Annotated in this window: 22 protein-coding genes and 1 tRNA gene; 13 read left to right on the forward strand and 10 right to left on the reverse strand. The window is 38.4% G+C overall.

All coding sequences use genetic code 11. The features are described 5' to 3' along the window. Window positions 1–185 precede the first annotated feature (185 nt). The 5 genes from vapC to ACIR310F_RS0120465 form a co-directional block, all read right to left on the reverse strand. The gene (gene vapC / locus ACIR310F_RS0120445; protein WP_028085436.1) at window positions 186–587 is read right to left on the reverse strand and encodes a type II toxin-antitoxin system tRNA(fMet)-specific endonuclease VapC; all 402 of its coding nucleotides are present in this window, start codon (window positions 585–587) and stop codon (window positions 186–188) included. Further along, entirely contained in the window at window positions 584–856 is a 273-nt protein-coding gene (locus ACIR310F_RS0120450) for a DUF2281 domain-containing protein (RefSeq protein WP_028085437.1), read from the reverse strand. Before ACIR310F_RS0120450 ends, vapC begins: the two co-directional genes overlap by 4 nt. A 160-nt stretch (window positions 857–1016) precedes the next feature. Further along, window positions 1017–1652 carry a type I restriction endonuclease subunit R gene (locus tag ACIR310F_RS0120455; protein WP_028085438.1) on the reverse strand — a complete coding sequence of 212 codons (636 nt, stop codon included), beginning with the start codon at window positions 1650–1652 and terminating at the stop codon, window positions 1017–1019. A 56-nt stretch (window positions 1653–1708) separates the two neighbouring features. Continuing rightward, window positions 1709–2281: a Uma2 family endonuclease gene (locus ACIR310F_RS0120460; protein WP_028085439.1), complete on the reverse strand. Its 573-nt coding sequence runs from the start codon at window positions 2279–2281 to the stop codon at window positions 1709–1711. Window positions 2282–2378: 97 nt separating this feature from the next. Continuing rightward, the gene (locus ACIR310F_RS0120465) at window positions 2379–3272 is read right to left on the reverse strand and encodes an aspartoacylase (protein ID WP_028085440.1); all 894 of its coding nucleotides are present in this window, start codon (window positions 3270–3272) and stop codon (window positions 2379–2381) included. A gap of 183 nt (window positions 3273–3455) precedes the next feature. Here ACIR310F_RS0120465 and thiL point away from each other — a divergent pair, with 183 nt between their 5' ends. Together thiL and ACIR310F_RS25010 are read left to right on the forward strand one after the other, a co-directional pair. Further along, window positions 3456–4523, forward strand: coding sequence for a thiamine-phosphate kinase (gene thiL / locus ACIR310F_RS0120470; RefSeq protein ID WP_028085441.1), 1068 nt, complete (start codon window positions 3456–3458; stop codon window positions 4521–4523). Further along, window positions 4456–4932, forward strand: a complete 477-nt coding sequence (locus ACIR310F_RS25010; protein ID WP_081677633.1) for a hypothetical protein — start codon at window positions 4456–4458, stop codon at window positions 4930–4932. Before thiL ends, ACIR310F_RS25010 begins: the two co-directional genes overlap by 68 nt. On the opposite strand, the gene ACIR310F_RS0120480 is transcribed toward ACIR310F_RS25010, so the two are convergent. Continuing rightward, window positions 4850–5863, reverse strand: a complete 1014-nt coding sequence (locus ACIR310F_RS0120480) for a type I glyceraldehyde-3-phosphate dehydrogenase (RefSeq protein ID WP_028085442.1) — start codon at window positions 5861–5863, stop codon at window positions 4850–4852. The genes ACIR310F_RS25010 and ACIR310F_RS0120480 overlap by 83 nt on opposite strands. A gap of 545 nt (window positions 5864–6408) precedes the next feature. Here ACIR310F_RS0120480 and murC point away from each other — a divergent pair. The 9 genes from murC to ACIR310F_RS0120525 all read left to right on the forward strand — a co-directional run bounded on the left by murC (window position 6409) and on the right by ACIR310F_RS0120525 (window position 17767). After that, a complete protein-coding gene (murC, locus tag ACIR310F_RS0120485) occupies window positions 6409–7851 on the forward strand; it encodes a UDP-N-acetylmuramate--L-alanine ligase (protein ID WP_028085443.1) in 1443 nt (480 codons plus the stop codon). 84 nt (window positions 7852–7935) lie between these two features. Continuing rightward, window positions 7936–8934: a UDP-N-acetylmuramate dehydrogenase gene (gene murB, locus ACIR310F_RS0120490; protein WP_028085444.1), complete on the forward strand. Its 999-nt coding sequence runs from the start codon at window positions 7936–7938 to the stop codon at window positions 8932–8934. 325 nt (window positions 8935–9259) lie between these two features. Then, a complete protein-coding gene (locus ACIR310F_RS0120500) occupies window positions 9260–9607 on the forward strand; it encodes a YbaB/EbfC family nucleoid-associated protein (protein ID WP_028085445.1) in 348 nt (115 codons plus the stop codon). A 67-nt stretch (window positions 9608–9674) separates the two neighbouring features. Then, on the forward strand, window positions 9675–10148 hold the full coding sequence (locus ACIR310F_RS0120505) for a low molecular weight protein-tyrosine-phosphatase (RefSeq protein ID WP_028085446.1): 474 nt from the start codon (window positions 9675–9677) through the stop codon (window positions 10146–10148). Window positions 10149–10168: 20 nt separating this feature from the next. Continuing rightward, window positions 10169–10312 carry a hypothetical protein gene (locus tag ACIR310F_RS25905; RefSeq protein WP_155963940.1) on the forward strand — a complete coding sequence of 48 codons (144 nt, stop codon included), beginning with the start codon at window positions 10169–10171 and terminating at the stop codon, window positions 10310–10312. Window positions 10313–10630: 318 nt separating this feature from the next. Further along, the gene (locus ACIR310F_RS27175) at window positions 10631–14080 is read left to right on the forward strand and encodes a class I SAM-dependent DNA methyltransferase (protein ID WP_028085447.1); all 3450 of its coding nucleotides are present in this window, start codon (window positions 10631–10633) and stop codon (window positions 14078–14080) included. A 1009-nt stretch (window positions 14081–15089) separates the two neighbouring features. Further along, a complete protein-coding gene (hpnA, locus tag ACIR310F_RS0120515) occupies window positions 15090–16076 on the forward strand; it encodes a hopanoid-associated sugar epimerase (RefSeq protein ID WP_028085448.1) in 987 nt (328 codons plus the stop codon). 89 nt (window positions 16077–16165) lie between these two features. Next, window positions 16166–17182 (forward strand): adenosyl-hopene transferase HpnH, encoded by a 1017-nt coding sequence (gene hpnH / locus ACIR310F_RS0120520; protein WP_028085449.1) that lies wholly within the window; start codon window positions 16166–16168, stop codon window positions 17180–17182. Window positions 17183–17695: 513 nt separating this feature from the next. After that, window positions 17696–17767: transfer RNA gene (locus ACIR310F_RS0120525), tRNA-Lys, on the forward strand. An 84-nt stretch (window positions 17768–17851) separates the two neighbouring features. Here the strand turns inward: ACIR310F_RS0120525 and pstB are convergent. The 4 genes from pstB to pstS form a co-directional block, all read right to left on the reverse strand. Continuing rightward, window positions 17852–18658 (reverse strand): phosphate ABC transporter ATP-binding protein PstB, encoded by an 807-nt coding sequence (gene pstB, locus ACIR310F_RS0120530; RefSeq protein WP_028085450.1) that lies wholly within the window; start codon window positions 18656–18658, stop codon window positions 17852–17854. Window positions 18659–18691: 33 nt separating this feature from the next. Beyond that, entirely contained in the window at window positions 18692–19573 is an 882-nt protein-coding gene (gene pstA / locus ACIR310F_RS0120535) for a phosphate ABC transporter permease PstA (protein ID WP_028085451.1), read from the reverse strand. A gap of 99 nt (window positions 19574–19672) precedes the next feature. Beyond that, window positions 19673–20623, reverse strand: a complete 951-nt coding sequence (gene pstC / locus ACIR310F_RS0120540; RefSeq protein WP_028085452.1) for a phosphate ABC transporter permease subunit PstC — start codon at window positions 20621–20623, stop codon at window positions 19673–19675. A gap of 145 nt (window positions 20624–20768) precedes the next feature. Further along, a complete protein-coding gene (pstS, locus tag ACIR310F_RS0120545; protein ID WP_035368646.1) occupies window positions 20769–21908 on the reverse strand; it encodes a phosphate ABC transporter substrate-binding protein PstS in 1140 nt (379 codons plus the stop codon). A gap of 107 nt (window positions 21909–22015) precedes the next feature. On the opposite strand from pstS, the gene ACIR310F_RS0120550 reads away from it, so the two are divergent. Both ACIR310F_RS0120550 and lspA read left to right on the forward strand, forming a co-directional pair. After that, window positions 22016–22603, forward strand: coding sequence for a biotin transporter BioY (locus ACIR310F_RS0120550; protein WP_028085454.1), 588 nt, complete (start codon window positions 22016–22018; stop codon window positions 22601–22603). Between the two features lie 152 nt (window positions 22604–22755). Next, window positions 22756–23217 carry a signal peptidase II gene (gene lspA, locus ACIR310F_RS0120555; RefSeq protein ID WP_028085455.1) on the forward strand — a complete coding sequence of 154 codons (462 nt, stop codon included), beginning with the start codon at window positions 22756–22758 and terminating at the stop codon, window positions 23215–23217. Window positions 23218–23223: the final 6 nt, after the last annotated feature.

Here is a 23223-nt window from a genome sequence, read left to right on the forward strand (position 1 = left end):
CTATCATGAGTTCTCCCAATCGTTTTAAAATTTGTGGGTTTGATCTAAATTAGTAGAAATCGCCTATTTTTGAAAATATTAAAACCTTAAATCCAGTCAGTGTCAGGTTTTTAGGGATATTTTACCGAAAATATCATCAAGGGAGCGGTAGAACCATTTATATTTTTAATATAAGCAAATTAAAATTAAACTTCCCAATCTTCAAACTGTAAACCATTTACCCGGCTAAATTCCTTGACATTATGCGTCACCAAGATCAAATTATTTGCGATCGCAATAGCCGCAATTTGTAAATCATAGGGACCAATTGGCGTACCACTAGCAGCTAATTCCGCCCTAATGCGCCCAAAAATACTAGCAGCAGCATCATCAAAAGGTAAAGACACAAAAAGCTTGAGAAATCTTTCCTGGCCAGCTAAAGTTTTAGATGGATTATGACTACGCATTGCACCATAAAATAGTTCTGCTTTCACAATTGAACAAACAGCAACATCATTAGGTGATATTGTTGCTAATCGTTCGCTTACATTAGACAGAGGACGATTTAGATAAACAATACAGGCATTAGTATCTAATAAGTAAATCACTCTAACTGCTCCCGTTCTTCATATTCACCTTGAGGATATCTTTGTATAGGATCATCAGATAAACAACCAGCAGTTTCTTCAAAAAAGCCAGAAGGCCAGCCTAATTCTTCTGGTGATTTCTGTGGAGATTGAACTTTCGTATCTATGTCATGTTTTTGTGATTTAAACTGTAAAAACTCAATAAAATTTAAGACTTCCTCCTGTTGTTGAGACGTTAAACTTTCGATAAGTTCTAAGATAGATTTAGGCTTTTCTACTGCTTGAGTCATAATTAAAAATCCTCATCATTTGTTAAAAACGACCTTTCTTAATTGTATCTTATTTTTTAGCCGTTTCATCTTGTAGGGATTTAGCAATTCTCAACCCCTACCAAACTGACAGTAAAGCGATACCTAATAAATATCATTTGTAATTAGTCACCACTGTAAATTAAGCTATCATGAGTTCTCCTAATCGTTTTAAAATTTGCAAAACTTCAGCTAATTCATGTCGGCGGGGAAATAGGGAAAATGTGCGTGATACGTCGTATTCAGGTTTGTCTGTGATAGCTAGTTTGATAAATATAAATTCATCGCCATTCGTAGCCATACCAAATACAGATTTATCTCGGTGAGGAGTAGTTAACATATAGGCTAATAACTGCGGTATTGCTGTGACCACTGGAATGCTATTTCGTTTAGATTCAACCACAAAAATCCACAGTTTTTCCTGGACAACTAGGACATCAATAAAACCGCGAATTGTTGCTTCTGGTTCTTCAATTTCTAAATTTATGCCATAGGGTGAGCAAATTCGGTAAGGTGAATCTAGAAAACCAGCAAGTTCTAAAAGTGGCGAAACGACTAAAAGATTAATTGTCCCTTCTAATAATAGACCATCAACACGATGATAATCATAACGTCGTTTAATGCGAGTAACACCTGATTGTTCTTGTGGGTTGAGTTGGGGTAAATCTGTCAACCATTCATTAAAAAAGTTTTCATCTTCTGCTTGGTGTAAGTTACAACGAGTTCGCAAATCACTCAAGCTTTTAATAGTGTCTGTAATACCAACAGTAGAAACCATTTGTTATCACCTTATTTTTCATTACTGTAGCCTTCTTAAGCCTCTATTTGCAACGACTACACTAAATTACCTGCATTGAAAACCTGCTCAACTGTAATACTCAATTCTGGAAAATTCCGCGATCTAATTTTTTGATTAGCAGTAAATACTGTATCTTCATATAATCCTTCTTCCAGGAATAACACAGAAATCTTAGATTCTAAAGGATCAACAATCCAATATTCAGAAACTCCTAAAGCTGCATATTCAGAACGTTTATAACGGTAATCTCTTTTTACCGATTCTGGACTGACTACTTCGACAATCAATAATGGTGGTAATTGAAATACAGCAGAAGCATTTTGTAATTCTTTCGCATCTTCCAGTGTCACCACAGACAAGTCACTCAACCGTGATTTATTTCTACCTGTTCTCACCCCAGTTTCTCGAAAACACAACCAAGATAGAGTCAAACGCTTTATTTCCGCGGTTAATGTTGTATAAAGAAAATTGACAATCAAGAAATGTTCAATTTTTGGTGGGTGCATAATTTTTAACTGTCCATCAACCAGTTCATACTTCAAACCAAGTCCATCATCATAGTTTAAGTATTCCTCAAAGGAGAGGTTTTTTACTAATGTTTTTACCATATCAATAGTCTCCTAGATGATTCTTTTATTTTAGTTTGTAACGACAGCAAAAGTAGATGAGTGCTGATAATTTTTTTGTGTAACTGCTAATTTTGGCTTACTCAAGAGTAATCATTCGTTTTTCGGTAAAACACATAGCAGTAGCTTTCTCGTAATAAGCAGCTTCATTGATAAAGATGGGATAGACAGTAGAGTTTCCTTGATAGCTAATTATTTGATCATCAAATGTTAAAAACATAGGATCACCGGGATGCAAAACTTCATAATCTTGAAACTGAAGATCAGGATGGATCATAGCTTGAATTTCTCCCTGTTCGTTTCTCGGATAATCAATCTTTTCTAGATATTCATAGCAGATTAGGTTATTTGAAAAATATGGAACTTTTTCCTGATTGTACAGTTCCAAATAATCTAAAATTGTGTATATTATGGCTTCAGTTTTCAGAAAAAACTCTGCATTCAAAACACCTTGAGCAACAGATCCCACCTCAATACAAATTCCAAACTTGCCAAGCGATCGCAGCGCATTATGACCTCGTCCAGAGTTTCCCAAATTACAAACCTTGATTGCAGGATTAATATAATTGAGATAGGCGGCTAATTGCAGATTGAAGGGTTGATCATTGTCTACAATTATGGTTATGCCCATGTTGGCAGTTGTACTATGTAAATCCAAGATAAAATCAACAGGAGTTTTACCATTTTGTCCAAAAAGATGGTTAATCTCTTTAGCTCGTAAATCCTCATAACTAGATAGTGTTAAATCCTCTAAATTTTCAGGTAGGAAGCAGCGATTCAAATCTTTATTGATGTATCGTCTTACTGCTGTAAAGGCTTGAGGATTAGCTAACAAAGTCAGTGTTTCAAAACTGGATCTATTAATTAATTGTGGGAATTGCTCAAACTTTTTAATCAAGTATACGCCAGTAAACTCATTCCCGTGAGTTCCACCGACAATTAACACCCGACTGAATTGATGATCAGACTTCATTTTTGCTTCTCCAGTGACAATTGGTTATGTTGTTATAAATATATCTGATAAAACCATGATTCAATCACCTTATTTATGCAACATTGCATGACTAAAATATCATAATGCTGAAAAAACAACAATTTTTAACCATGATGACTAACAGCACACACCCGTAAATCGAAAATCCAAAATAGTAAAATTATGAATAATGATTTATCTTCCCTGCGAGTTCGAGATATTGGTGAACAAGGTCTTTTAGAAAGATTACAACGCTTTTGTCCACCAGGTATGATTGGTGATGATGGGGCAGTATTAGTAACGGAGTCCGATAAATGTTTAATAGTTACCACTGATATGCTCGTTGACGGTGTGCATTTTAGTGATGTTACCACCTCTGCTCAGGATGCTGGTTGGCGGGCTGCGGCGGCGAATTTATCCGATTTAGCAGCAATGGGGGCAACTCCCATGGGGATAACTGTAGGATTGGGTTTACCCGGAGATGTAACTGTAAGTTGGGTTGAGGGATTATATGCGGGCATGACAGAATGCCTGGCAAAGTATCATATTCCCATAGTTGGTGGTGATATTGTGCGATCGCCCATTACTACTTTAGCTATTACAGCTTTTGGTCAAGTTCACCCTAATTTGATTATTCGTCGTGGCACTGCTCAGGTAGAAGATGCTATTGTTCTGACAGGGGTACATGGAGCGTCCCGTGGGGGCTTAGAATTACTGTTACATCCCGAAATAGGTCAAAATCTCAAAGCTGAAGCCAAGACAGCTTTAATTACCGCTCACCAGCGCCCCAACCCCCGCTTAGATGTCTTACCTATTTTATGGGAAATTGTAGAATCCCAATGCAAAATCGTTCGACTGAGCGAAGTCGAAGTCCCAAATCTCAAATCTCAAATTACCATTGCTGGTATGGATAGCAGTGACGGTTTAGCAGACGCAATATTACAAATTTGTCGAGCCAGTCAGGTCGGTGCAGTCATAGAATCCAGTAAAATACCATTACCATCAGCTTTTGGGGGATGGTTAACAGAAGAGAAAAGCTTAGAATATGCCCTTTATGGTGGGGAAGATTTTGAATTAGTCCTGTGTTTACCAATAGAACCGGCATTAAAATTAGTAGAACAACTGGGAACTGGTGCCGCGATAATTGGTAAAATCACCCCCGGCTCAAAAGTAATTTTACACGATGAAAAAGGAGAAATCCCCGACCGAGTTCTTAACTTCAGTCAGGGATTTCAACATTTTTGTCAGTAGTCAGTGGTCAGTAGTCAGTAGTCAGTGGTCAGTAGTCAGTAGTCAGTGGTCAGTTGTCAGTAGTCAGTGGTCAGTAGTCAGTGGTCAGTGGTCAGTTGTCAGTGGTCAGTTGTCAGTGGTCAGTGGTCAGTGGTCAATTGTCAGTGGTCAGTGGTCAGTGGTCAGTAGTCAGTTGTCAGTTGTCAGTTGTCAGTGGTCAGTTGTCAGTGGTCAGTGGTCAGTAGTCAGTAGTCAGTTGTCAATTGTCAGTGGTATTGAAACAATTAACAACGGACAATTAACAACGGACAATCAACAATGGACAATTAACAACGGACAATTAAAAATTAAACCCATTTTTCAGCCACTAACTCAGCCAAATCGAGAACACGTTGACTATAACCCCACTCATTGTCATACCATGCCATGACCTTCACAATGTCATTGCCCATAACGATAGTCAAATTGGCATCAACAATAGAAGATTCGTCCGTACCTTGATAGTCAGAAGAAACAAGTTCTAAATCGCTATAACCCAAAATGCCTTTTAAAGGACCTTCAGCGGCAGCTTTAAGAGCTTGGTTAACTTCTTCAGCAATGGTGCGCTTCTCAGTTTGGACTACAAAATCCACCATAGAAACGTTAGGGGTAGGTACGCGCAAAGCGACACCATTGAGCTTACCCTTCAACTGAGGAAGAACCAAAGCCACCGCTTTTGCCGCGCCAGTGGAGGTAGGAACAATATTGATAGCTGCTGCTCTTGCCCGACGCAAATCACGGTGAGAAGCGTCTAATAAACGCTGGTCACCTGTATAGCTGTGGGTAGTAGTCATTACACCTTTGATGATCCCAAATTTTTCATCTAATACCTTAGCAATGGGAGCTAAACAGTTGGTTGTACAACTAGCATTACTGATGATGTTATGGATGTTGTGGTCATAATCATGATGATTGACACCGACGACAAAAGTACCATCTTCATTTTTACCAGGGGCTGTAATCAGAACCTTTTTGGCTCCGGCATTTACGTGCCTCATTGCCCCTTCTTTGCTGGTAAAAACCCCTGTTGATTCGATAATCAGGTCAATTTCCCATTCTTTCCAGGGTAAATTATCTGGGTTGCGATCAGATACACATTTAATGGTTTTACCATTAAGAGTGATGGAATTATCATCAGCGGCGATGTCCACACCTTGTAATTTGCCTAGCATAGAGTCATATCTAAGCAGGTGAGCATTAGTTCTAGGATCAGATGTGTCATTAATAGCAACCAATTCGATCTTGCTATTTTCTCTGCCCACCCAGCAGCGTGCAAAGTTGCGTCCAATGCGCCCGAAACCGTTAATTGCAACTCTAATCACAGTGTCTTCCCCTCTGTATTTATGCCTATAAGTTGATATCGTTGACCATAATCATATCGCAAAGGGGGAATCTATTTATAACGATAAAGTCTGAGATTCAAAAAAAATTACAGAATTTATTTACAAATTGTTGCAGTTGATGGAGTGCCAGGCAGATTTCTATTTGAATAATAGTTTCATTACCAATATACTATTGTAGTCAGTTCCGACGGTAATGCAAGTTGCTGTACCTAAAGATAGGCTACTGAGTTACAAAAAAAATATAGAAAATGTATTTAAATCTACACAATTTTCTTTCCCGATGTAGCAGAAATTTTCAGAATAATCTTATGAGCAGATTAGAACCGGTGAAAATGTTCGCAGGGGGGGGGATAATTTGGTGCAGGGGTTAATCAACGGACAACCAAGGTCATAAATTAATCATTACTCAAAGTAAATTTGACCTTTGTTTTATATATACAGATAGTTAGTATCTGTAAAAATCAGAATCCTGTTATGATGTGCGTGTCTAATGCGGTTCTGGTGTGGTGTAAGAGGAGAATAAAATGAGCAATTGTATAGATTTTAGTGGTAGACCATTTCATTTCATTGGCGTTGGGGGTATCGGAATGTCTGCTTTGGCTTATGTTCTAAGCAAACGTCAATTACCAGTATCCGGTTCAGATTTGCGTCCTAATCATATTACGCACAAATTAGAATCTCTGGGTGTTCACATTTTTAGTAAACAAGAAGCCAACAATCTGGAGTTTTTTCTGCCTGAAGTAGCTAGTGATGAGGTATTATCGCCTAGAGCAAAAACCAATTTGCCGCAAGTGATTTGTTCCACAGCCATTAATGCGAATAATTTAGAATATAAAGCTGCTTTAGAATTAGGTTGCCCGATTTTGCATCGTTCTGACGTTCTAGCTGCTTTAATTGCTGATTATTACAGTATTGCTGTAGCAGGAACTCACGGGAAAACCACCACCAGTAGCATGATTGGTTATATGCTATTGCAAGCTGGACTTGATCCGACAATTTTGGTCGGTGGGGAAGTCAAGGCTTGGGAAGGTAATGCCAGAATAGGGGAAAGCCGTTATTTAGTAGCAGAGGCAGATGAGTCTGATGGTTCTTTGGTGAAACACGCTCCAGAGATTGGCATTATCACTAATATTGAATTAGATCATCCTGATCATTACGAGACTTTAGAAGAAGTAGTTAATACCTTTCAAACCTTTGCTCGAGGTTGCAAAACCTTGGTAGGGAGCATTGATTGTGACACAGTGCGCCATCGGCTGAAACCAACTATTAGCTATAGTCTTGACCCAGATCAAGGTGCTGACTATACCGTTAGCAATGTCAATTATCGGGCGAATGGGACAACAGCTTTGGTGTGGGAAAAAGGTCAAGCTTTAGGTGTATTAAATTTACAGCTATTGGGTCGTCATAACCTGAGCAATTCCTTAGCAGCAGTGGCGGTGGGTAGATTCTTAGGCTTAGAATTTGGGCAAATTGCCGAAGGTCTTGCCACTTTTGAAGGTGCAAGACGAAGGTTTGAGTTCCGAGGTGAAGCTGCTGGGGTGACTTTTATTGATGACTATGCCCATCATCCTAGTGAAATTCGTGCTACTCTAGCCGCAGCTAATCTTCAATCTAGACCTGGACAAAGGGTAGTGGCTATTTTTCAACCCCATCGTTATACTCGGACATTAACGTTTTTAGAAGAGTTTGCTGAGTCTTTTGCTCATGCTGATCTAGTTGTGCTAACTGATATTTACAGCGCTGGTGAACCTGATTTGGGTCAAGTCAGTGGAGAAGATTTAGCCACTGCAATTAGTAAACACAACCCTCAAGTAGTTTATCAACCAAATTTACCTTTAGTTAGTGAATTTTTACTGGAAAACCTGCGTTCGGGAGATTTAGCACTGTTTTTAGGTGCTGGTAATTTAAATCAGACTATTCCTGAATTGATTACCACCATGAGTGAACCAGCAAAAAGCTACATCTGAGAAAGATAACTGCATCTAACAGCAAGACCGGATTTTTAGGGTAAATAAATCACATAAGTCAAAAATTCACCAATTAAAGTAAAGATGATAACTTCCCAGGAACTTGGCAAAATCTGTAATTTTTCTGATTTGACCCCGCAAAGACAAATTAAAGATCAGGGGGACAATAGTAAATCAATTTACTTACCAGGGACTGATTGTTCCCTGAAAACTCATACTTCCTTGTCAGGGTTTACTTCTTATCGAGTTGGGGGGGAGGCTGAATACTATGTTTCTCCTCAGAATTTAGAAGCTTTAAAAGCAAGTATTGAGTTTGCTAAAGAGAATTATTTAGGGATCACAATCTTAGGTGCTGGTTCTAATTTGTTAGTGAGCGATCGCGGTATACCTGGATTAGTCATTGCCACTCGTCATCTCCGTTCTAAATATTTTAACCCAAATACAGGTCAATTAACCGTATCTGCGGGAGAATCAATTCCTGCTTTAGCATGGGACGCTGCTGCTTTGGGATGGGAAGGATTAGAATGGGCTGTGGGTATTCCTGGAACGGTAGGGGGTGCGGTGGTGATGAATGCTGGGGCGCATAGTAGCTGTATTGCAGATATGTTAGTTAGCGCTCAAGTTCTTTCCCCAGATGGAACTTTGGTAACTCTTACCCCGGAGGAATTAGGTTATACATATCGGAGTTCACGGCTACAAGGTGGGAAATGGATTGTGACTCAAGCGACCTTGCAACTGCAACCAGGGGCAGATCCTGTGGTAGTGACAGATAGAACCAAAGACCATAAAAAACACCGACTCAGCACCCAACCTTATAGCTATCCCAGTTGTGGTAGTGTGTTTAGAAATCCTCAACCCTATACTGCGGGTTGGTTAATTGAACAAACTGGACTCAAAGGCTATCAACTAGGGGGAGCGCAAGTTGCCCAACTCCATGCTAATTTTATTGTCAATCGGGGAGGAGCTAAAGCCAGCGATATTTTTTCTCTCATTCGTCATGTTCAAAATCAGGTGCAAGAACGCTGGTCAATTTGGTTAGAACCAGAGGTGAAAATGTTAGGTGAGTTTCCAGTGGTTTGCTAAAGGAAGGGAATGCTGACAATATTCTAGCAAGAATGAGTGATGTTGAAATCACTCGATACATGAAACATTCCAATGTGAAGAAAATCTTGTTAGAAGGGACCTGTGAAGTTTCGGGATTCCTTAATGGAAACCGAAGCAATAACGGGCAAGGATAAGCCCCAGACTCGAGAACCTGAAAGTAATTTTACGAGTCAGGTCAATCAGAGAGTGAATCATCAGCAATTGACAGTGTTTGACTTTGGTTAACTACGTTAGTTGTGTATCTCAATCATCCCATCTATAATTGAATTTGATTTGTCAGTAATCGTACAGCGGATAACCAGTTATGACAGGAAAAGGACAGGGATTTGGCTTTGGCTTGGGCAAAATGAAAGAATTAGCCGAAGCTTTTAAAAAAGCGCAGGAAGTTCAAGCGGGTGCAAAACGTCTTCAAGAAGAATTAGAGGAAATGGAGATTCTCGGAGAATCTGGTGGTGGACTGGTTAGGGTGATTGTCAGTGGTAACCAAGAACCCAAACGAGTGGAAATTGCTCAATCTGCTTTAGAAGAAGGTGCAGAAGTGCTTTCTGATTTAGTCGCTGCGGCCATGAAAGATGCTTATAAAAAGTCTACCGAAACCATGCGGGAACGGATGGAAGATCTAACCAGTGGATTGGAGTTACCTGGATTGTAGTCAATAGCTAGTTGTCAGTGGTCAGTGGTATAAAGTAACTGGCAACTGACGCAAAAAATCAAAATACATGACTTATAAGTTACTGTTTGTATGCCTTGGTAATATTTGTCGCTCACCGTCGGCTGAAAATATTATGAATCATCTGATTTCGCAAAGGGGTTTAACTAAAACAATTCTTTGCGATTCTGCGGGTACTGCTGGTTATCATATTGGTAACGCACCGGATAGACGCATGAGCGTCGCAGCAGAGAATAAGTTAGGATTTAAACTCCAAGGCCGAGCGCGTCAATTTCAAAGCTCGGATTTTCAAGAGTTTGATTTGATTTTGGCTATGGACCGTAGTAATTATGATGATATCCTAGCTCTTGATCCCTCTGGGCAATATCATTCTCAAGTTAAGCTGATGTGTGATTTTTGCTCTCAATATACCCTCAAGGAAGTTCCAGACCCCTATTATGGAGGAGTTGAGGGTTTTAATTTTGTGATTGATTTACTGATGGATGCCTGTGAAGGTTTGCTAAAGTATATTACTGAGAAGTAATCCAAAGTAAGTAGGTTGGCGTGAAAAATTGTCGTTATAGTGAGGGAACAGGGAACAGGGAACAGGGAACGGGGAACAGGAAACAGAGGAGAGGTTTTGGGCAACTTTACTTTTCGTTACTTATGTCGGTTTTTTTCCGTTCACCTACTTACTTCAAAGTTTAAAATTTTGTAAAATATTTTCTTTTTTTTGTCGGGGTGCTTGACTTTCCCCCGTGGGCGTGATATTGTGATAATGGGAGTGCGTCCCTAAATAAAAATTTTGCTTACACTCGATTATATTTATATGACTATAATACCACGCCGAAAGCAACCCGAACCCTAAAAATAAAAAATTTTTTTCAAAAAAACTTATTAAAAATGGTGTTTAGATAAATAAAACTTATGAGTTGTGTAAAAGTTCAGTTTTTTGGTACATATTGTAAATTCTGAGTCGGAAAATATTTGAAAATAAATGATTAATATTCAGAGTTCTAGTTTGCCATGAAAAGTGAAGATTGTCAACGGGTAGAAATATTTCTGCAAAAGTGGAAAGGTTCTCAGGGGAACGAGAGAGCAAATTATCAGGGTTTCTTTTTAGAACTTTGTGATGCTTTGGGGGTAGAGCGTCCATCACCTAAAGGCAGTATAGCAGGCGATCGCTATTGTTTTGATAAAGATATCAAAATTTTTAACAAAGATGGAGTTACCACAAACTTTGCAGACTTCTATAAAGAAGGACATTTTTTAATTGAAGCCAAACAAGGGGGAAACGCAAATAAACGGGGTACAGCCAAACGCGGGACAAAAACCTACGATATAGCCATGGAAAAGGCCTTTTATCAAGCACAAAGCTATACACCTTTTCTACCAAGTAAACCTCCCTTTTTAATTACCTGTGATATTGGTTCACATTTTGAACTTTGGATGAGTTTTAGTGGTAATTATGGTGGTTATGGAGCGCGGGAAAAAATTGATCTTGATCAGCTTTTAAACGAGAAAATATTTAATCGCTTTGTTGCTATATTTAATGATCCGCAAAGTTTAAACCCGGAAAAATATCGAGCGCGGGTAACAAGAGAAGTTGCGGATACCTTAGCTAAATTAGCGCGGTGGTTAGAAAAACAAGGATACGAACCCAAAGAAGTCGCTAATTTTCTCATGCGCTGCATTTTTACCATGTTTGCAGAAGATGTGAAATTATTGCCAGGAGAAGTTTTTACTAAAGCCTTAAAAGAACGTTGGTTGGTTGAACCCAAGACATTTAAAACCCAGATTGAAAGACTGTGGAAAGTGATGAATACTGGGGGAGAATTTAACTTTGATGAAATTCCCCAATTTAACGGCAGCTTTTTTGCTCATGCAACAGCTTTTGATTTACCCAAAGAACAGTTAGAAGTGCTGTATGAAGCTGCAAACAAAGATTGGACTGAGGTAGAACCGGCGATTTTTGGCACATTATTAGAAAGAGCTTTAGATAGTAAAGAACGTAAAAGTTTAGGAGCGCATTACACACCCCGATCCTATGTTGAGCGGTTAGTGCGTCCCGTAGTTATAGAACCTTTGCGGTCAGAATGGTTATTAGTTGAATCGGAAGTTAATCGCTTTTTAACCCTGAAAGAAACACAGCAAAAACCGACAAAGACACAAATAGAAAAAGCTGAAAATGAGATTCGGGCATTTTTAGAGAAGTTACAACAAATTCGTATTCTTGACCCGGCTTGTGGTTCGGGTAACTTTTTGTATGTGACTTTAGACTTGCTGAAAACATTGGAACAGGAAGTACAAATGCGCTTGCTGGATGTTTTGGGGAAGGTGACAACGAATTTATTAGAGGAATTTGATCCGCGTTTAGCAGGAAGAAAACAGGTAAATCCGTCGCAATTTTTAGGGATTGAAATTAATCCTAGAGCGGCCGCTATTGCAGAGTTAGTAATTTGGATTGGTTATTTACAATGGCATTTTAAACGCTATGGAAGTACACCACCACCAGAACCGATTTTACAGGATTTTCATAATATTGAATTTCGGGATGCGGTGTTAGATTATGATGGTAAGGAATTAGATATTGATCCTAAAACGGGTCAGGTAAAAACTCGTTGGGGTGGAAAAATGATCAAGCATCCTGTGACGGGTGAAGATGTTCCAGATGCGAGTGATCAAGTTCCTATTTATCGTTATCTTCATCCTCGTTCTGCTATATGGCCAAATGCAGATTATATTGTTTCTAATCCTCCTTTTATTGGAAAATCACGACGAAGGGCTGCACTTGGAGATGAATATTTAGAATCTCTATTTCAGGCTTATCCATCTATGCCAGATGGTGCAGATTTTGTTATGTATTGGTGGTTTTGTGCAATAAATTTGATCAAACAGAATAATAAATTAAATCGCTTTGGGTTTATTACAACTAACAGTATTACTCAATTACTTAATAGACAGGTTATCTCTGAAAGCATTAAAGATAATTCTGAATATGAGATTTTATGGGCTATTCCTGATCATCCTTGGGTAGATACTGAGGGAGGTGCGGCTGTAAGAATAGCAATGACTGTTGTTGGTAAAAGAGACAGACAAAAACTAACTATTGTTCGTGTTGTTAATGAAAATTGGCAAGGTGATGATGGAGCAAATGTAACTTTAGAATATCAAAGTGTTAGTTGTATACATCCAAATCTTCGTGGGGGTATAAGACTTGATGAAGCAGTATTTCTAAAAGCTAATAGTTCTATTTGTTCAGTTGGACTTGTTCTTTTTGGTAAAGGATTTCTTGTTGATAAAGACAAACTTAAACAAATAGAATCTGAAGTATGTCATCCGTTTTTATCTGGAAGAGATTTGATAAACGGTGTATTGACAGATTGGGTTATAGATTTTTATCCTCTTACTGAATCAGATGCTAGAAAAAAAGCACCTTTAGCTTTTCAACATTTACTTGAATACGTGAAACCACAACGTGATCAAATTCGAGATTCTGGAAGTCGGACAAAGTGGTGGCGTTTTGGTAGAGATAAACCAGGACTACGTTTAGCAATTAATAATTTAACTCGCTATATTGTTACGTTAGAAGTGAGTAAATATCGAAACTTCTTTTTTGTTTCATCTGATATTCGCCCAGATCATAAATTGATAGTAATAGCTCTTGAAGATGCTTACTATCTTGCAGTTCTTTCAAGCTGTATTCATGTTAATTGGGCGTTAGCTCGTGGCGCACAACTTGGACCAACACCTGTTTATGTAAAATCTATTTGTTTTGATCCTTTCCCTTTTCCAAATCCTACACCAGAACAAAAACAGAAAATCCGGGAATTAGGAGAAAGATTAGACTCCCACCGTAAAAGAGTACAAACACAACATTCCGAAATCACAATTACGGGAATGTATAACCTCTTAGAAAAACTCCGCAAAGGTGAAACATTTACCGAAGCAGATAAAACATATAATAATAAAGCCTTAGTTTCTACCCTCAAACAAATTCATGATGAATTAGATAACGCCGTTTTTGATGCTTATGAATGGCAAGATTTAAAAGATCATCAAAAAACAAAAGCAGAAATAGAAGAAATAATTTTATCAAGATTAGTTGCGCTCAATGCTGAACGTGCAGAAGAAGAACGTAACGGAATAATTCGCTGGTTGCGTCCAGAATATCAAGCACCAAATGAAGTTACCCAACAACTACTAACGGAAGTTATGGAAACAGAAGAAACTGTGATTATTCCCACGGAACAAAAAACTTTTCCCAAACAACCAAAAGACCAACTTGCAACTATCCGCGATTTACTTCGCACCAATACCAACGAGTGGACTGTGGAACAAATTGCTGCTCAATTTAAAAATGGTGGAAAATATAAAAATACTATTACCGAAAATCTGGAGAGATTAGAATGGTTTGGGATTTTAATGTGTCGAGAAATAGGAGAAAGTAAACATTGGCAATATGTGGAAATATAGTAAAATGTCTGATAGCGAAGCGTGGCCTTAGCTATATCAGGATTGACAGGATTTCAGGATTGACAAGATGTTTATTTGTGTTATAATTTTGTTATCCGAAACTTGATGGTAAGTGGTTCGAGTTTCCCAAAAATTTGAAAAAATTAAAAAATTCTAAAAATTTAAAAAAAAATTTCTTTTTTTTGGTCTTAACCGATTGACTTGCGCCGCGCGGCATGATATCCTGATAATGGGAATGCGTCCCTCGATAAAAATTTTGCTCACACTCCATTATATTTATATGACTATAATACCACGCCGAAAGCGACCCGAAACCCTAAAAATAAAAAATTTTTTTCAAAAAAACTTATTTAAAATTGTAAATCAATAAGTTTAACTTATATATATCCCATATATTAATGGTTACAGAGGTTGGGGAGCTAATATTTTATTTGTCTAAATCGGGATTGACAGGATGCTTATTTGTGTTATAATTCTGTTATCTGAAACTTGATGGTGAGTGGTTCGAGTTTCCCAAAAATTTAAAAATTTTAAAAAATTTAAAAAAAAATTTCTTTTTTTTGGTCTTGACCGATTGACTTGTGCCGCGCGGCATGATATCCTGATAATGGGAATGCGTCCCTCGATAAAAATTTTGCTCACACTCCATTATATTTATATGACTATAATACCACACCGAAAGCGACCCGAACCCTAAAAATAAAAAATTTTTTTCAAAAAAACTTATTTAAAATTGTAAATCAATAAGTTTAACTTATGAATTAGTCATAACATGAATATAAATTACCATTACAGCGGATTAAGATAAGGGTGAGGTACACTTTTGGCGGGCAAGATGCCCGCACCACAAGAGTTTTATTATTAATATCTGTACTTCATAATATCGGAAACTGCTATACAACACCATTTTATTATTAACTGATCACAAGAAAAAGAAAAAATGTAAACGTGGTAAATTACCCAAATACATGAATAATTAATCACATATTGAAAATGAAGAGGTAAAGAAATGCGGGCTTTTGTGACTGGTGGTACAGGGTTTATTGGTTCTCATGTGGTGCGATCGCTGTTACAATCAAAATACCAAGTTACAGCTTTAGTCCGTCCTCATAGTCACCTGGACAATTTACAGGGTTTGGCTGTAGATATTGTTAAAGGTGATGTAAACGACGTGAATATTTGGGAACAGATGCAGGGGTGTAATTACTTATTTCATGTTGCTGCCCATTATTCCCTGTGGCAAAAAGACCGGGATTTGCTATATTTGAATAATGTACAAGGAACGCGCAATATTTTAGCAGCAGCGCAAAAAGCGGGAATTGAACGTACAGTTTATACTAGTTCCGTTGCGGCTATTGGTGTGGGAAAAGCTGGGGAAATTGTGAATGAAACCCATCAAAGTCCGGTAGAAAAATTGGTGGGAGATTACAAAAAATCGAAGTTTTTAGCCGAACAAATAGCAATATCAGCAGCTAATCAAGGTCAGAATATTGTGATAGTAAATCCTAGTAGTCCCATTGGTCCATTAGATATTAAACCTACACCGACGGGGGATATTATTCTACGGTTTCTGCGGCGACAAATGCCAGCTTATGTAGACACAGGGTTAAATTTTATTGATGTGCGGGATGTAGCCAAGGGACATTTACTAGCATTAGAAAGAGGGAAAAAAGGCGATCGCTATATACTAGGTCATGAGAATCTGAGCTTCAAACAACTTCTAGAACAACTGACCCAAATCACCGATTTACCTGCACCGCAAACATCTATACCAGTTTGGATACCGCTAACAGTCAGTTGGGTAGAAGAAAAAATCCTCGCACCTCTAGGGAAAACCCCAACAGTTCCCATAGATGGTGTTCGCATGGCACAGCAACCAATGTATTATGATCCTTCTAAGGCTATCCGCGAATTAGGTTTACCTCAGTCCCCCCTGAGTGTAGCGCTCAAGGATGCTGTAGATTGGTTCGTGTCTAGTGGTTATGTGAATAGGTGACAGGTGATAGGTGACAGAAATTAACTACCAATTACCAATTACCAATCACCAATTACCAATTACCAAACAAATTGAGGAGTGTTAGTTTCATGGCGATTAATCTACAACAAGCAATAGATATAGGTAAGTATTTAGTTACACAACGCTTATTAGGGCGGAAACGGTTTCCCCTGGTATTAATGTTAGAACCGCTGTTCCGGTGTAATTTAGCCTGTACAGGTTGCGGTAAAATCCAGCATCCAGTGGAGATACTCAAGCAAAATCTCACCCCAGAACAGTGTTTTGCAGCGGTGGAAGAATGTGGCGCACCAGTTGTTTCCATTCCCGGAGGAGAACCATTATTACATCCCCAAATCAGGGAAATTGTTGAAGGTTTAATTAAACGCAAGAAATATATTTACTTGTGTACAAATGGTTTATTACTAGAAAAGAGTCTCGATAAATTTCAACCTTCTCCCTATCTCACCTTTAGTGTACATTTAGATGGAATGCGAGAATGGCATGATAAATGTGTAGACAGGAAAGGGGTTTTTGATACTGCTATCCAAGCAATTCGCGCCGCTAAAGCGAAGGGTTTTCGCGTTGCTACCAACACGACCATTTTTGAAGGTTGTAATGTTGAAGAAATGCAGGAGTTTTTCGATTTTCTGGAAACATTGGGAACTGACGGGATGATGATTTCTCCTGGTTATAGTTATGAATGGGCTCCAGATCAAGATCATTTTCTACAAAGAGAACAAACCCGCGCTTTATTCCGGGAAATTCTCATACCCTACACCTCTGGAAAGAAAAACTGGAACTTCAATCATAATCCTTTATTCTTAGATTTTCTCATTGGTGAAAAAGACTATGAATGCACTCCTTGGGGTAGTCCTAGTTACAGTGTTTTAGGTTGGCAAAAACCCTGTTATTTGTTGAATGAAGGTTATTATCAAACATTCCAAGAATTGTTAGATAAAACTGATTGGAGTCAGTATGGCCGCGCTAGTGGTAATCCCAAATGCGCTGATTGTATGGTACATTGTGGTTATGAACCCACAGCAGCAATGGACGCAATGCAGCCGAAAAATATTGCCCGTTCTCTAACTACTGTATTTGGGAAGTAACATTCTGAATCAGGATGTACAAGATTTCAGGATGTACAGGATTAAATAATAGTTAAGTATAGTTAAGTGATATTTAATCTTGTTAATCTTCTCATCTAGACAATCCTGATTCTGATTACTTTGTGAATAAATAAGATGCAATTTTTATCTATCTCCGTGTCCCCTGTGTCCTCTGTGGTTCGTTTATCGAAGGAGATATAAAAATATGACCTCACAACTTTAATGAAACTGATTTTTATGCCCAGACATTGGAAGTTTTGACACTCTGCGGTCTAAAGACACGCAGATTCTTTAAGACTTGCTTCAAAGGAATAGTCAATTATCCCCCTACACGCTCAAAACAACTACCAGTACGACAGGTATTGCAATTGCGCTGCCTTTCGGCGATTTTCTTGTGAAATGAGGGAAATCTGAGGGAAAAACTACTTTTATCATGCAATTTCCCTTGCTGCCAGTTTTTTAGCTGCAACACTAGCGCGAAAGTCAAAAGTTTGATATGATGATTTTATCAGCGGGTGAGTAGCTCAACGGTAGAGCAGTTGACTCTTAATCAATTGGTTGCGGGTTCGATTCCCTCCTCACCCATTCATCAGATCTACATCATTGCTAAATTAGAGATATTGAACGAAACATAATTTATACGTTCACTCAGTCAAGCCAAATCTAGCACTAACCAAATCTACCACTAATATAGGCTTTTGTATCTTCTTGTTGTGGATGATTGAAAATTAATTCCGTAGCTTCATATTCCACTAAATAACCTGTGCGACCACCTTTTTCAGAAGTTTTGACATTAAAAAACGCTGTTTGATCAGAAACCCGTGCTGCTTGCTGCATATTGTGGGTAACAATAACAATAGTATATTGTTCCTTGAGTTCGTGAATCAGTTCTTCAACCCGTGCAGTAGAAATAGGGTCAAGAGCAGAACATGGTTCATCCATCAGTATAACTTCTGGTTGCACTGCGATCGCTCTAGCAATACATAAACGTTGTTGTTGTCCACCAGACAAGGATAAACCACTTTGTCGCAATTTATCCTTAACTTCGTCCCATAAAGCCGCTTGTCGTAAACTCCGTTCCACCAATTCATTCATATCACCCCTGTAGCCATTAATTCTCGCACCAAAGGCAATATTTTCGTAAATTGACTTAGGAAATGGATTTGGTCTTTGAAACACCATACCAATGCGTCTCCGCACCTCTACAGGGTCTATATTGGGTGCATAGAGATTTTGATCATAGAAATAAATCTTACCTTCGGCTCGAAATGATTCAATTAAATCATTTAGACGATTATAACATCGCAATAATGTACTTTTACCACATCCAGAAGGTCCAATAAAAGCCGTTACCTGATTTTTAGGAATATCTAGCCAAACATTTTGTACAGCCAAGAAGTTGCCATAATAAATATTCAGGTTTTCTGTGCTTAAAACCGATTTTGTCCCGTTCATAGTGCTGATTTTTGTGATCATAAATACTTGATTAGGAAGTTTTTCGAGATGAGTTTAAATCTTTTTTCTAGTCACCCAACGGGCAATAATACTAGTAGTTAACACCATTAATAGTAGTATTAAAGAAGCTGCCCAAGCTAAAGACTGCCAACTTTGGTAAGGAGAAGTAGCAAAATTATACACTAGAACTGCCAGAGAAGCAGTAGGTTTGAGAATGCTATCTGGCCAAAAAGAAGAGAAAAGAGCCGTGAATATCAATGGTGCTGTTTCTCCAGCAGCGCGAGCTATAGCTAAGGTAGAACCAGTGACAATGGCAGGTAAAGCAGCAGGTAATACTACTTGTGTCACAGTTTGGAAATTAGTTGCACCTAGTCCGACGGACGCTTGACGTAAATCTTGGGGTACTAACTGCAAAGCCTCATCAGTAGTTCTGACAATAATAGGTAGCATCAAAATTGCTAAGGCAAATCCACCTCCCAAGGCTGAGTAAGAGCCTAAATTCAGCTTAACTAAGGACAAAACCACAATTCCATAGGCAAATACCCCGGCAATAATCGAGGGAACACCACTGAGAACATTAGTAGCAAAACGTATCCACCTAGCAACTTTTTGAGAACTAAACTCAGTTAAATAAATTGCTGCCAATACACCTAAGGGAATACTAATTATAGCCCCAATACCTACCATCAAAAGTGTTCCCAAAATGGCATTACCAAATCCGCCATTTTTAGCAAATGGAGCCGGTGGTAGTTCAGTGAAAACATTTAAATTTAAACTACTGAAACCTCTAATTATCACATAATAAAGCACTGCTAATAAAGGAATAAGCGCCAGTATTCCACAGATAAAAGCTAATACAGTCATCACTGTATTAAATAATGTCCGAGAAGACAAAGGGGAACGAGTCAGGCTTCTTTGCGGAAAAGAAGAAGTCATAATCTAACCTATTACTGTATTGTACAAGACAGATTCCAGATATATCACCAACTTCTTCAAGAAGTCGGGGATCTGAATATTGAATATTGAGTATTAAATTTATAGTCTTTGTACCCGTGTCACAATAAACTCTGCCAGAATATTGACTATTAACGTCAATATAAATAGAACTAAAGCTGCATACATTAAAGCGGAGACTTGTAAACCACTAGCTTCAGCAAACTGATTTGCCAGTAGAGAAGAGATAGTATTAGATGGTGCTAACAGAGAGATATTGATATTATTGGCATTACCGATTAACATTGTCACAGCCATTGTTTCACCCATTGCTCTACCCAGGGCCAACATTACTGCACCGACAATACCAGAAAAAGCCGCAGGTATAATAACTTGAAAAATGGTTTCCCAACGAGTTGCACCAATTCCTAGCGCCGCTTGACGTAAACTAGAAGGTACAGAAATCAAAGCGTCACGAGAAATAGCAGTAATGATTGGTAAAGTCATAATTGCTAAGATTATTCCTGCTGGTAACATTCCAGGTCCCGTAGGAGAGGAGCTAAAAATGGGTAGCCAACCGAGATAATAATGCAGCCATTTACCCAAATTAGTTAAAATTGGGATTAAAACAAAAATTCCCCAGACTCCATAAACAACACTAGGAATAGCGGCCAGCAGTTCTACTAAAAATACTAGTACCAATCTTACCTGAGAAGGAAGAAAATCCTCACTCAATAAAATCGCCGTTCCCACACCAATAGGAACTGCTAAAATTAGTCCAATCAAAGAACTCATCAGAGTTCCGTAAATAGCAGGTAGTACCCCATACTCATTATTAACAGGATTCCAACTACTGCCCATTAGGAAATTAATCCCGAATTTTTGGATAGCAGGCCAAGCAGCAATAGCAACTTGTAAAGCAATCCATAATAAAGTAGCAGCAATGGCCAGAGCAAAAATTCGAGTTAACCAAATAAAGCTCCGATCTAGATTTCTGTCCATTTCAGAGCGTTTTTTTGCTGCCAAGGCCGTTTCTAGAAATTTTGTAGCCATGAATACGGATTATAAAAGTTAAATCAGGAATAATACTGAAAAACCAGTCTCCTAAGAATCAACACAGTCTAGTCAAAAACTCAATATTTTCAGACTTAAATGAGGAATAATGCCGAAAATCAACTATGGTAAATTTAGTTTTTGTTTACTTGCCAGGTTGAGAATTAGCACCAACAGAAATTTTATAGTCAGAACTAATTTTATCAGCCGCTGCCGCCACTTTGGCAATTACATTTGCTGGTAAGGGAACATATCCTAATTCGGCCGCTAACTTTTGTCCATCTGTTAAAGCATACTCAATAGTTGCTTCTACAGCTTTAGCTTTGTTAGCATCAGTATATTTTTTATGTGCCAAAATCCAAGTGTAAGTAACAATTGGGTAAGAATCTGTACCTTCTGGGTCGGAAATAAAAGCGCGAAGATTCTCTGGTAAATTCACAGATGCTAAAGTTTTCGATGCTGACTTTTCAGAAGCGGAAACAAACTGTTTGGCTTTATTTTCTAAAGATGCAAATTTGAGATTACCTTGTTTAGCGTAGCTGTATTCAACATAACCAATGGAAGCAGGAGTTTGGAGAATTTGAGCAGTAACACCTTCATTTCCTTTCGCGCCAATGCCTACAGGCCATTTTACACTTTTCCCGTCACCTACCTTAGTTTTCCATTCTGGACTAATGGCGCTAAGATGTTTTGTAAAAACACCTGTAGTACCGCTACCGTCAGCACGATAAATGACCTTAATTGCCTCTTTTGGTAATTTAGCACCAGGATTGGCTTTAGCGATCGCCGGATCATCCCAAGATTTGATTTTACCTAGTAAAATATCAGTATAAACTGACCGTGGTAGTTTGAGTTGAGGAACATCCGGTAAATTATAAGCGAGGACAATACTCCCAGCAGTAACAGGTAATAATATTACACCTTTATCTGCGGGTATTTTCTGAATTTCTTCATCCTTCATGGCAACATCACTGGCACCAAAATCTACTGTTCCTTTAGTAAACTGTTCAACACCAGCGCCACTACCAACCGACTGATAGTTAACTTTTAAATTAGGATATTTTTTATTTAATTCCGCAAACCAAGTTTGATACAGTGGTGAAGGAAAAGAAGCACCAGCACCCGTTAACTCCACATTACCCCCTAAATCTAATTTCTGAGAACTGGAAGTTTTATTATTTTCTGCCGAGTTTTGGCCGCAAGCAGATAGACCGATCGCTAGTGCTAATATAAATATTGAAACTGCAAAGCGATGGTTTTTAATTTCGCCCGAAGGTAATAGCATTAGGGTTAATTATCGTTAAGTTTTAGATAAACGTTACCAACATAGCACTAAAAGGTAAACCAGCGGTTAAGAAACAAAAAATCTATTTATTCCCTATCACCGAATAAATGTTTGCTGCATCAAATCAACTACTATGGTCTATGATAGGCTTGCTCCTGACAATGGGTGGTACTTTCCTAGAAGCTTATGGTATTACCTCTCCCTGGAATTGGAGTCAGCACGGAATTCAAACCCTTTCATTAGGTGTCAGCTATCAAATTGGTGCAGTGCTGCTGGTAGGTTGTTTGGGAGGTCAAAATTCTGGGGCGCTCTCGCAAATTGCCTATTTAGTCATGGGATTAACTTTATTACCTGTATTTGCCGAAGGAGGCGGTATCGGTTATGTTAAACTATCTCAGTTTGGGTATTTATTGGGTTTTATTCCTGGAGCTTGGATTTGTGGTTATTTAGCTTTTAAGGGTAGACCCCGACTAGAAGCTCTCGCTTTTAGTTGTATTTGTGGCTTACTCACTATTCACTTATGCGGTATTGCTTATTTAATTATCAGTTATATTTTGCCTGGGAAAGCAGCAGAAAATCTATCTCTGATGCAAGCTATTCTAAAATACTCTTGCTTTGCACTACCAGGGCAACTAGTAGTTGTTTGTGCTGTCACCATAGTAGCTTACGTCCTACGACATATAATGTTTTATTAGTAGGGGCAATCCCCCCGTGGTTGGCCTTTGTCATTGGTCATTGGTCAGTAGTTAGTAGTAAATTAGACCAGACACCAGACAACTGTCAACGGACAACGTACAACTGACAACGGACAACTGACAACGGACAACTGACAACCAAAAAATTTATCATGGGTATAAAAAACCGCTACTTCTGGATTGCTGCTTCTATGGCATTCTTATTAGATCAACTAACAAAATACTGGGTAGTACAAACCTTTAAATTAGGACAAACACTGCCATTACTACGGAATATATTTCATTTCACTTATGTTACCAATACAGGAGCAGCCTTTAGTTTGTTAAGCGGTAAAGTAGAGTGGTTACGTTGGCTATCTTTAGCTGTAAGTTTAATATTGATCACCATTGCACTATTTGGACCATTGTTAAGTTTGTGGGATCAACTAGGTTATGGTTTGATTTTAGGAGGAGCAATAGGCAATGGTATTGATAGATTTAGATTGGGGTACGTCGTTGACTTCCTCGATTTTCGGTTAATTGATTTTGCCGTATTTAATATGGCCGATTCTTTTATTAGTGCAGGAATTGTCTGTCTGTTAATTGCCTCATGGCAAAAAACACCAAGCCATTAAAATTGT

Origin of the sequence: Dolichospermum circinale AWQC310F, assembly GCF_000426925.1 — a bacterium.
In the GTDB taxonomy this organism is placed as follows: domain Bacteria; phylum Cyanobacteriota; class Cyanobacteriia; order Cyanobacteriales; family Nostocaceae; genus Dolichospermum; species Dolichospermum circinale.

Coding starts and splice junctions, on each gene's coding strand:
- murB (WP_028085444.1), top strand. CDS start 7,936: ATGATAACTTCCCAGGAACTTGGCAAAATCTGTAATTTTTCTGATTTG.
- ACIR310F_RS0120505 (WP_028085446.1), top strand. CDS start 9,675: ATGACTTATAAGTTACTGTTTGTATGCCTTGGTAATATTTGTCGCTCA.
- hpnH (WP_028085449.1), top strand. CDS start 16,166: ATGGCGATTAATCTACAACAAGCAATAGATATAGGTAAGTATTTAGTT.
- ACIR310F_RS27175 (WP_028085447.1), top strand. CDS start 10,631: ATGAAAAGTGAAGATTGTCAACGGGTAGAAATATTTCTGCAAAAGTGG.
- lspA (WP_028085455.1), top strand. CDS start 22,756: ATGGGTATAAAAAACCGCTACTTCTGGATTGCTGCTTCTATGGCATTC.
- hpnA (WP_028085448.1), top strand. CDS start 15,090: ATGCGGGCTTTTGTGACTGGTGGTACAGGGTTTATTGGTTCTCATGTG.
- pstA (WP_028085451.1), bottom strand. CDS start 19,573: ATGACTTCTTCTTTTCCGCAAAGAAGCCTGACTCGTTCCCCTTTGTCT.
- pstB (WP_028085450.1), bottom strand. CDS start 18,658: ATGATCACAAAAATCAGCACTATGAACGGGACAAAATCGGTTTTAAGC.
- ACIR310F_RS0120450 (WP_028085437.1), bottom strand. CDS start 856: ATGACTCAAGCAGTAGAAAAGCCTAAATCTATCTTAGAACTTATCGAA.
- pstC (WP_028085452.1), bottom strand. CDS start 20,623: ATGGCTACAAAATTTCTAGAAACGGCCTTGGCAGCAAAAAAACGCTCT.
- thiL (WP_028085441.1), top strand. CDS start 3,456: ATGAATAATGATTTATCTTCCCTGCGAGTTCGAGATATTGGTGAACAA.
- pstS (WP_035368646.1), bottom strand. CDS start 21,908: ATGCTATTACCTTCGGGCGAAATTAAAAACCATCGCTTTGCAGTTTCA.
- ACIR310F_RS0120455 (WP_028085438.1), bottom strand. CDS start 1,652: ATGGTTTCTACTGTTGGTATTACAGACACTATTAAAAGCTTGAGTGAT.
- murC (WP_028085443.1), top strand. CDS start 6,409: ATGAGCAATTGTATAGATTTTAGTGGTAGACCATTTCATTTCATTGGC.
- ACIR310F_RS0120465 (WP_028085440.1), bottom strand. CDS start 3,272: ATGAAGTCTGATCATCAATTCAGTCGGGTGTTAATTGTCGGTGGAACT.
- ACIR310F_RS25010 (WP_081677633.1), top strand. CDS start 4,456: ATGAAAAAGGAGAAATCCCCGACCGAGTTCTTAACTTCAGTCAGGGAT.
- ACIR310F_RS0120460 (WP_028085439.1), bottom strand. CDS start 2,281: ATGGTAAAAACATTAGTAAAAAACCTCTCCTTTGAGGAATACTTAAAC.
- ACIR310F_RS0120500 (WP_028085445.1), top strand. CDS start 9,260: ATGACAGGAAAAGGACAGGGATTTGGCTTTGGCTTGGGCAAAATGAAA.
- ACIR310F_RS0120550 (WP_028085454.1), top strand. CDS start 22,016: ATGTTTGCTGCATCAAATCAACTACTATGGTCTATGATAGGCTTGCTC.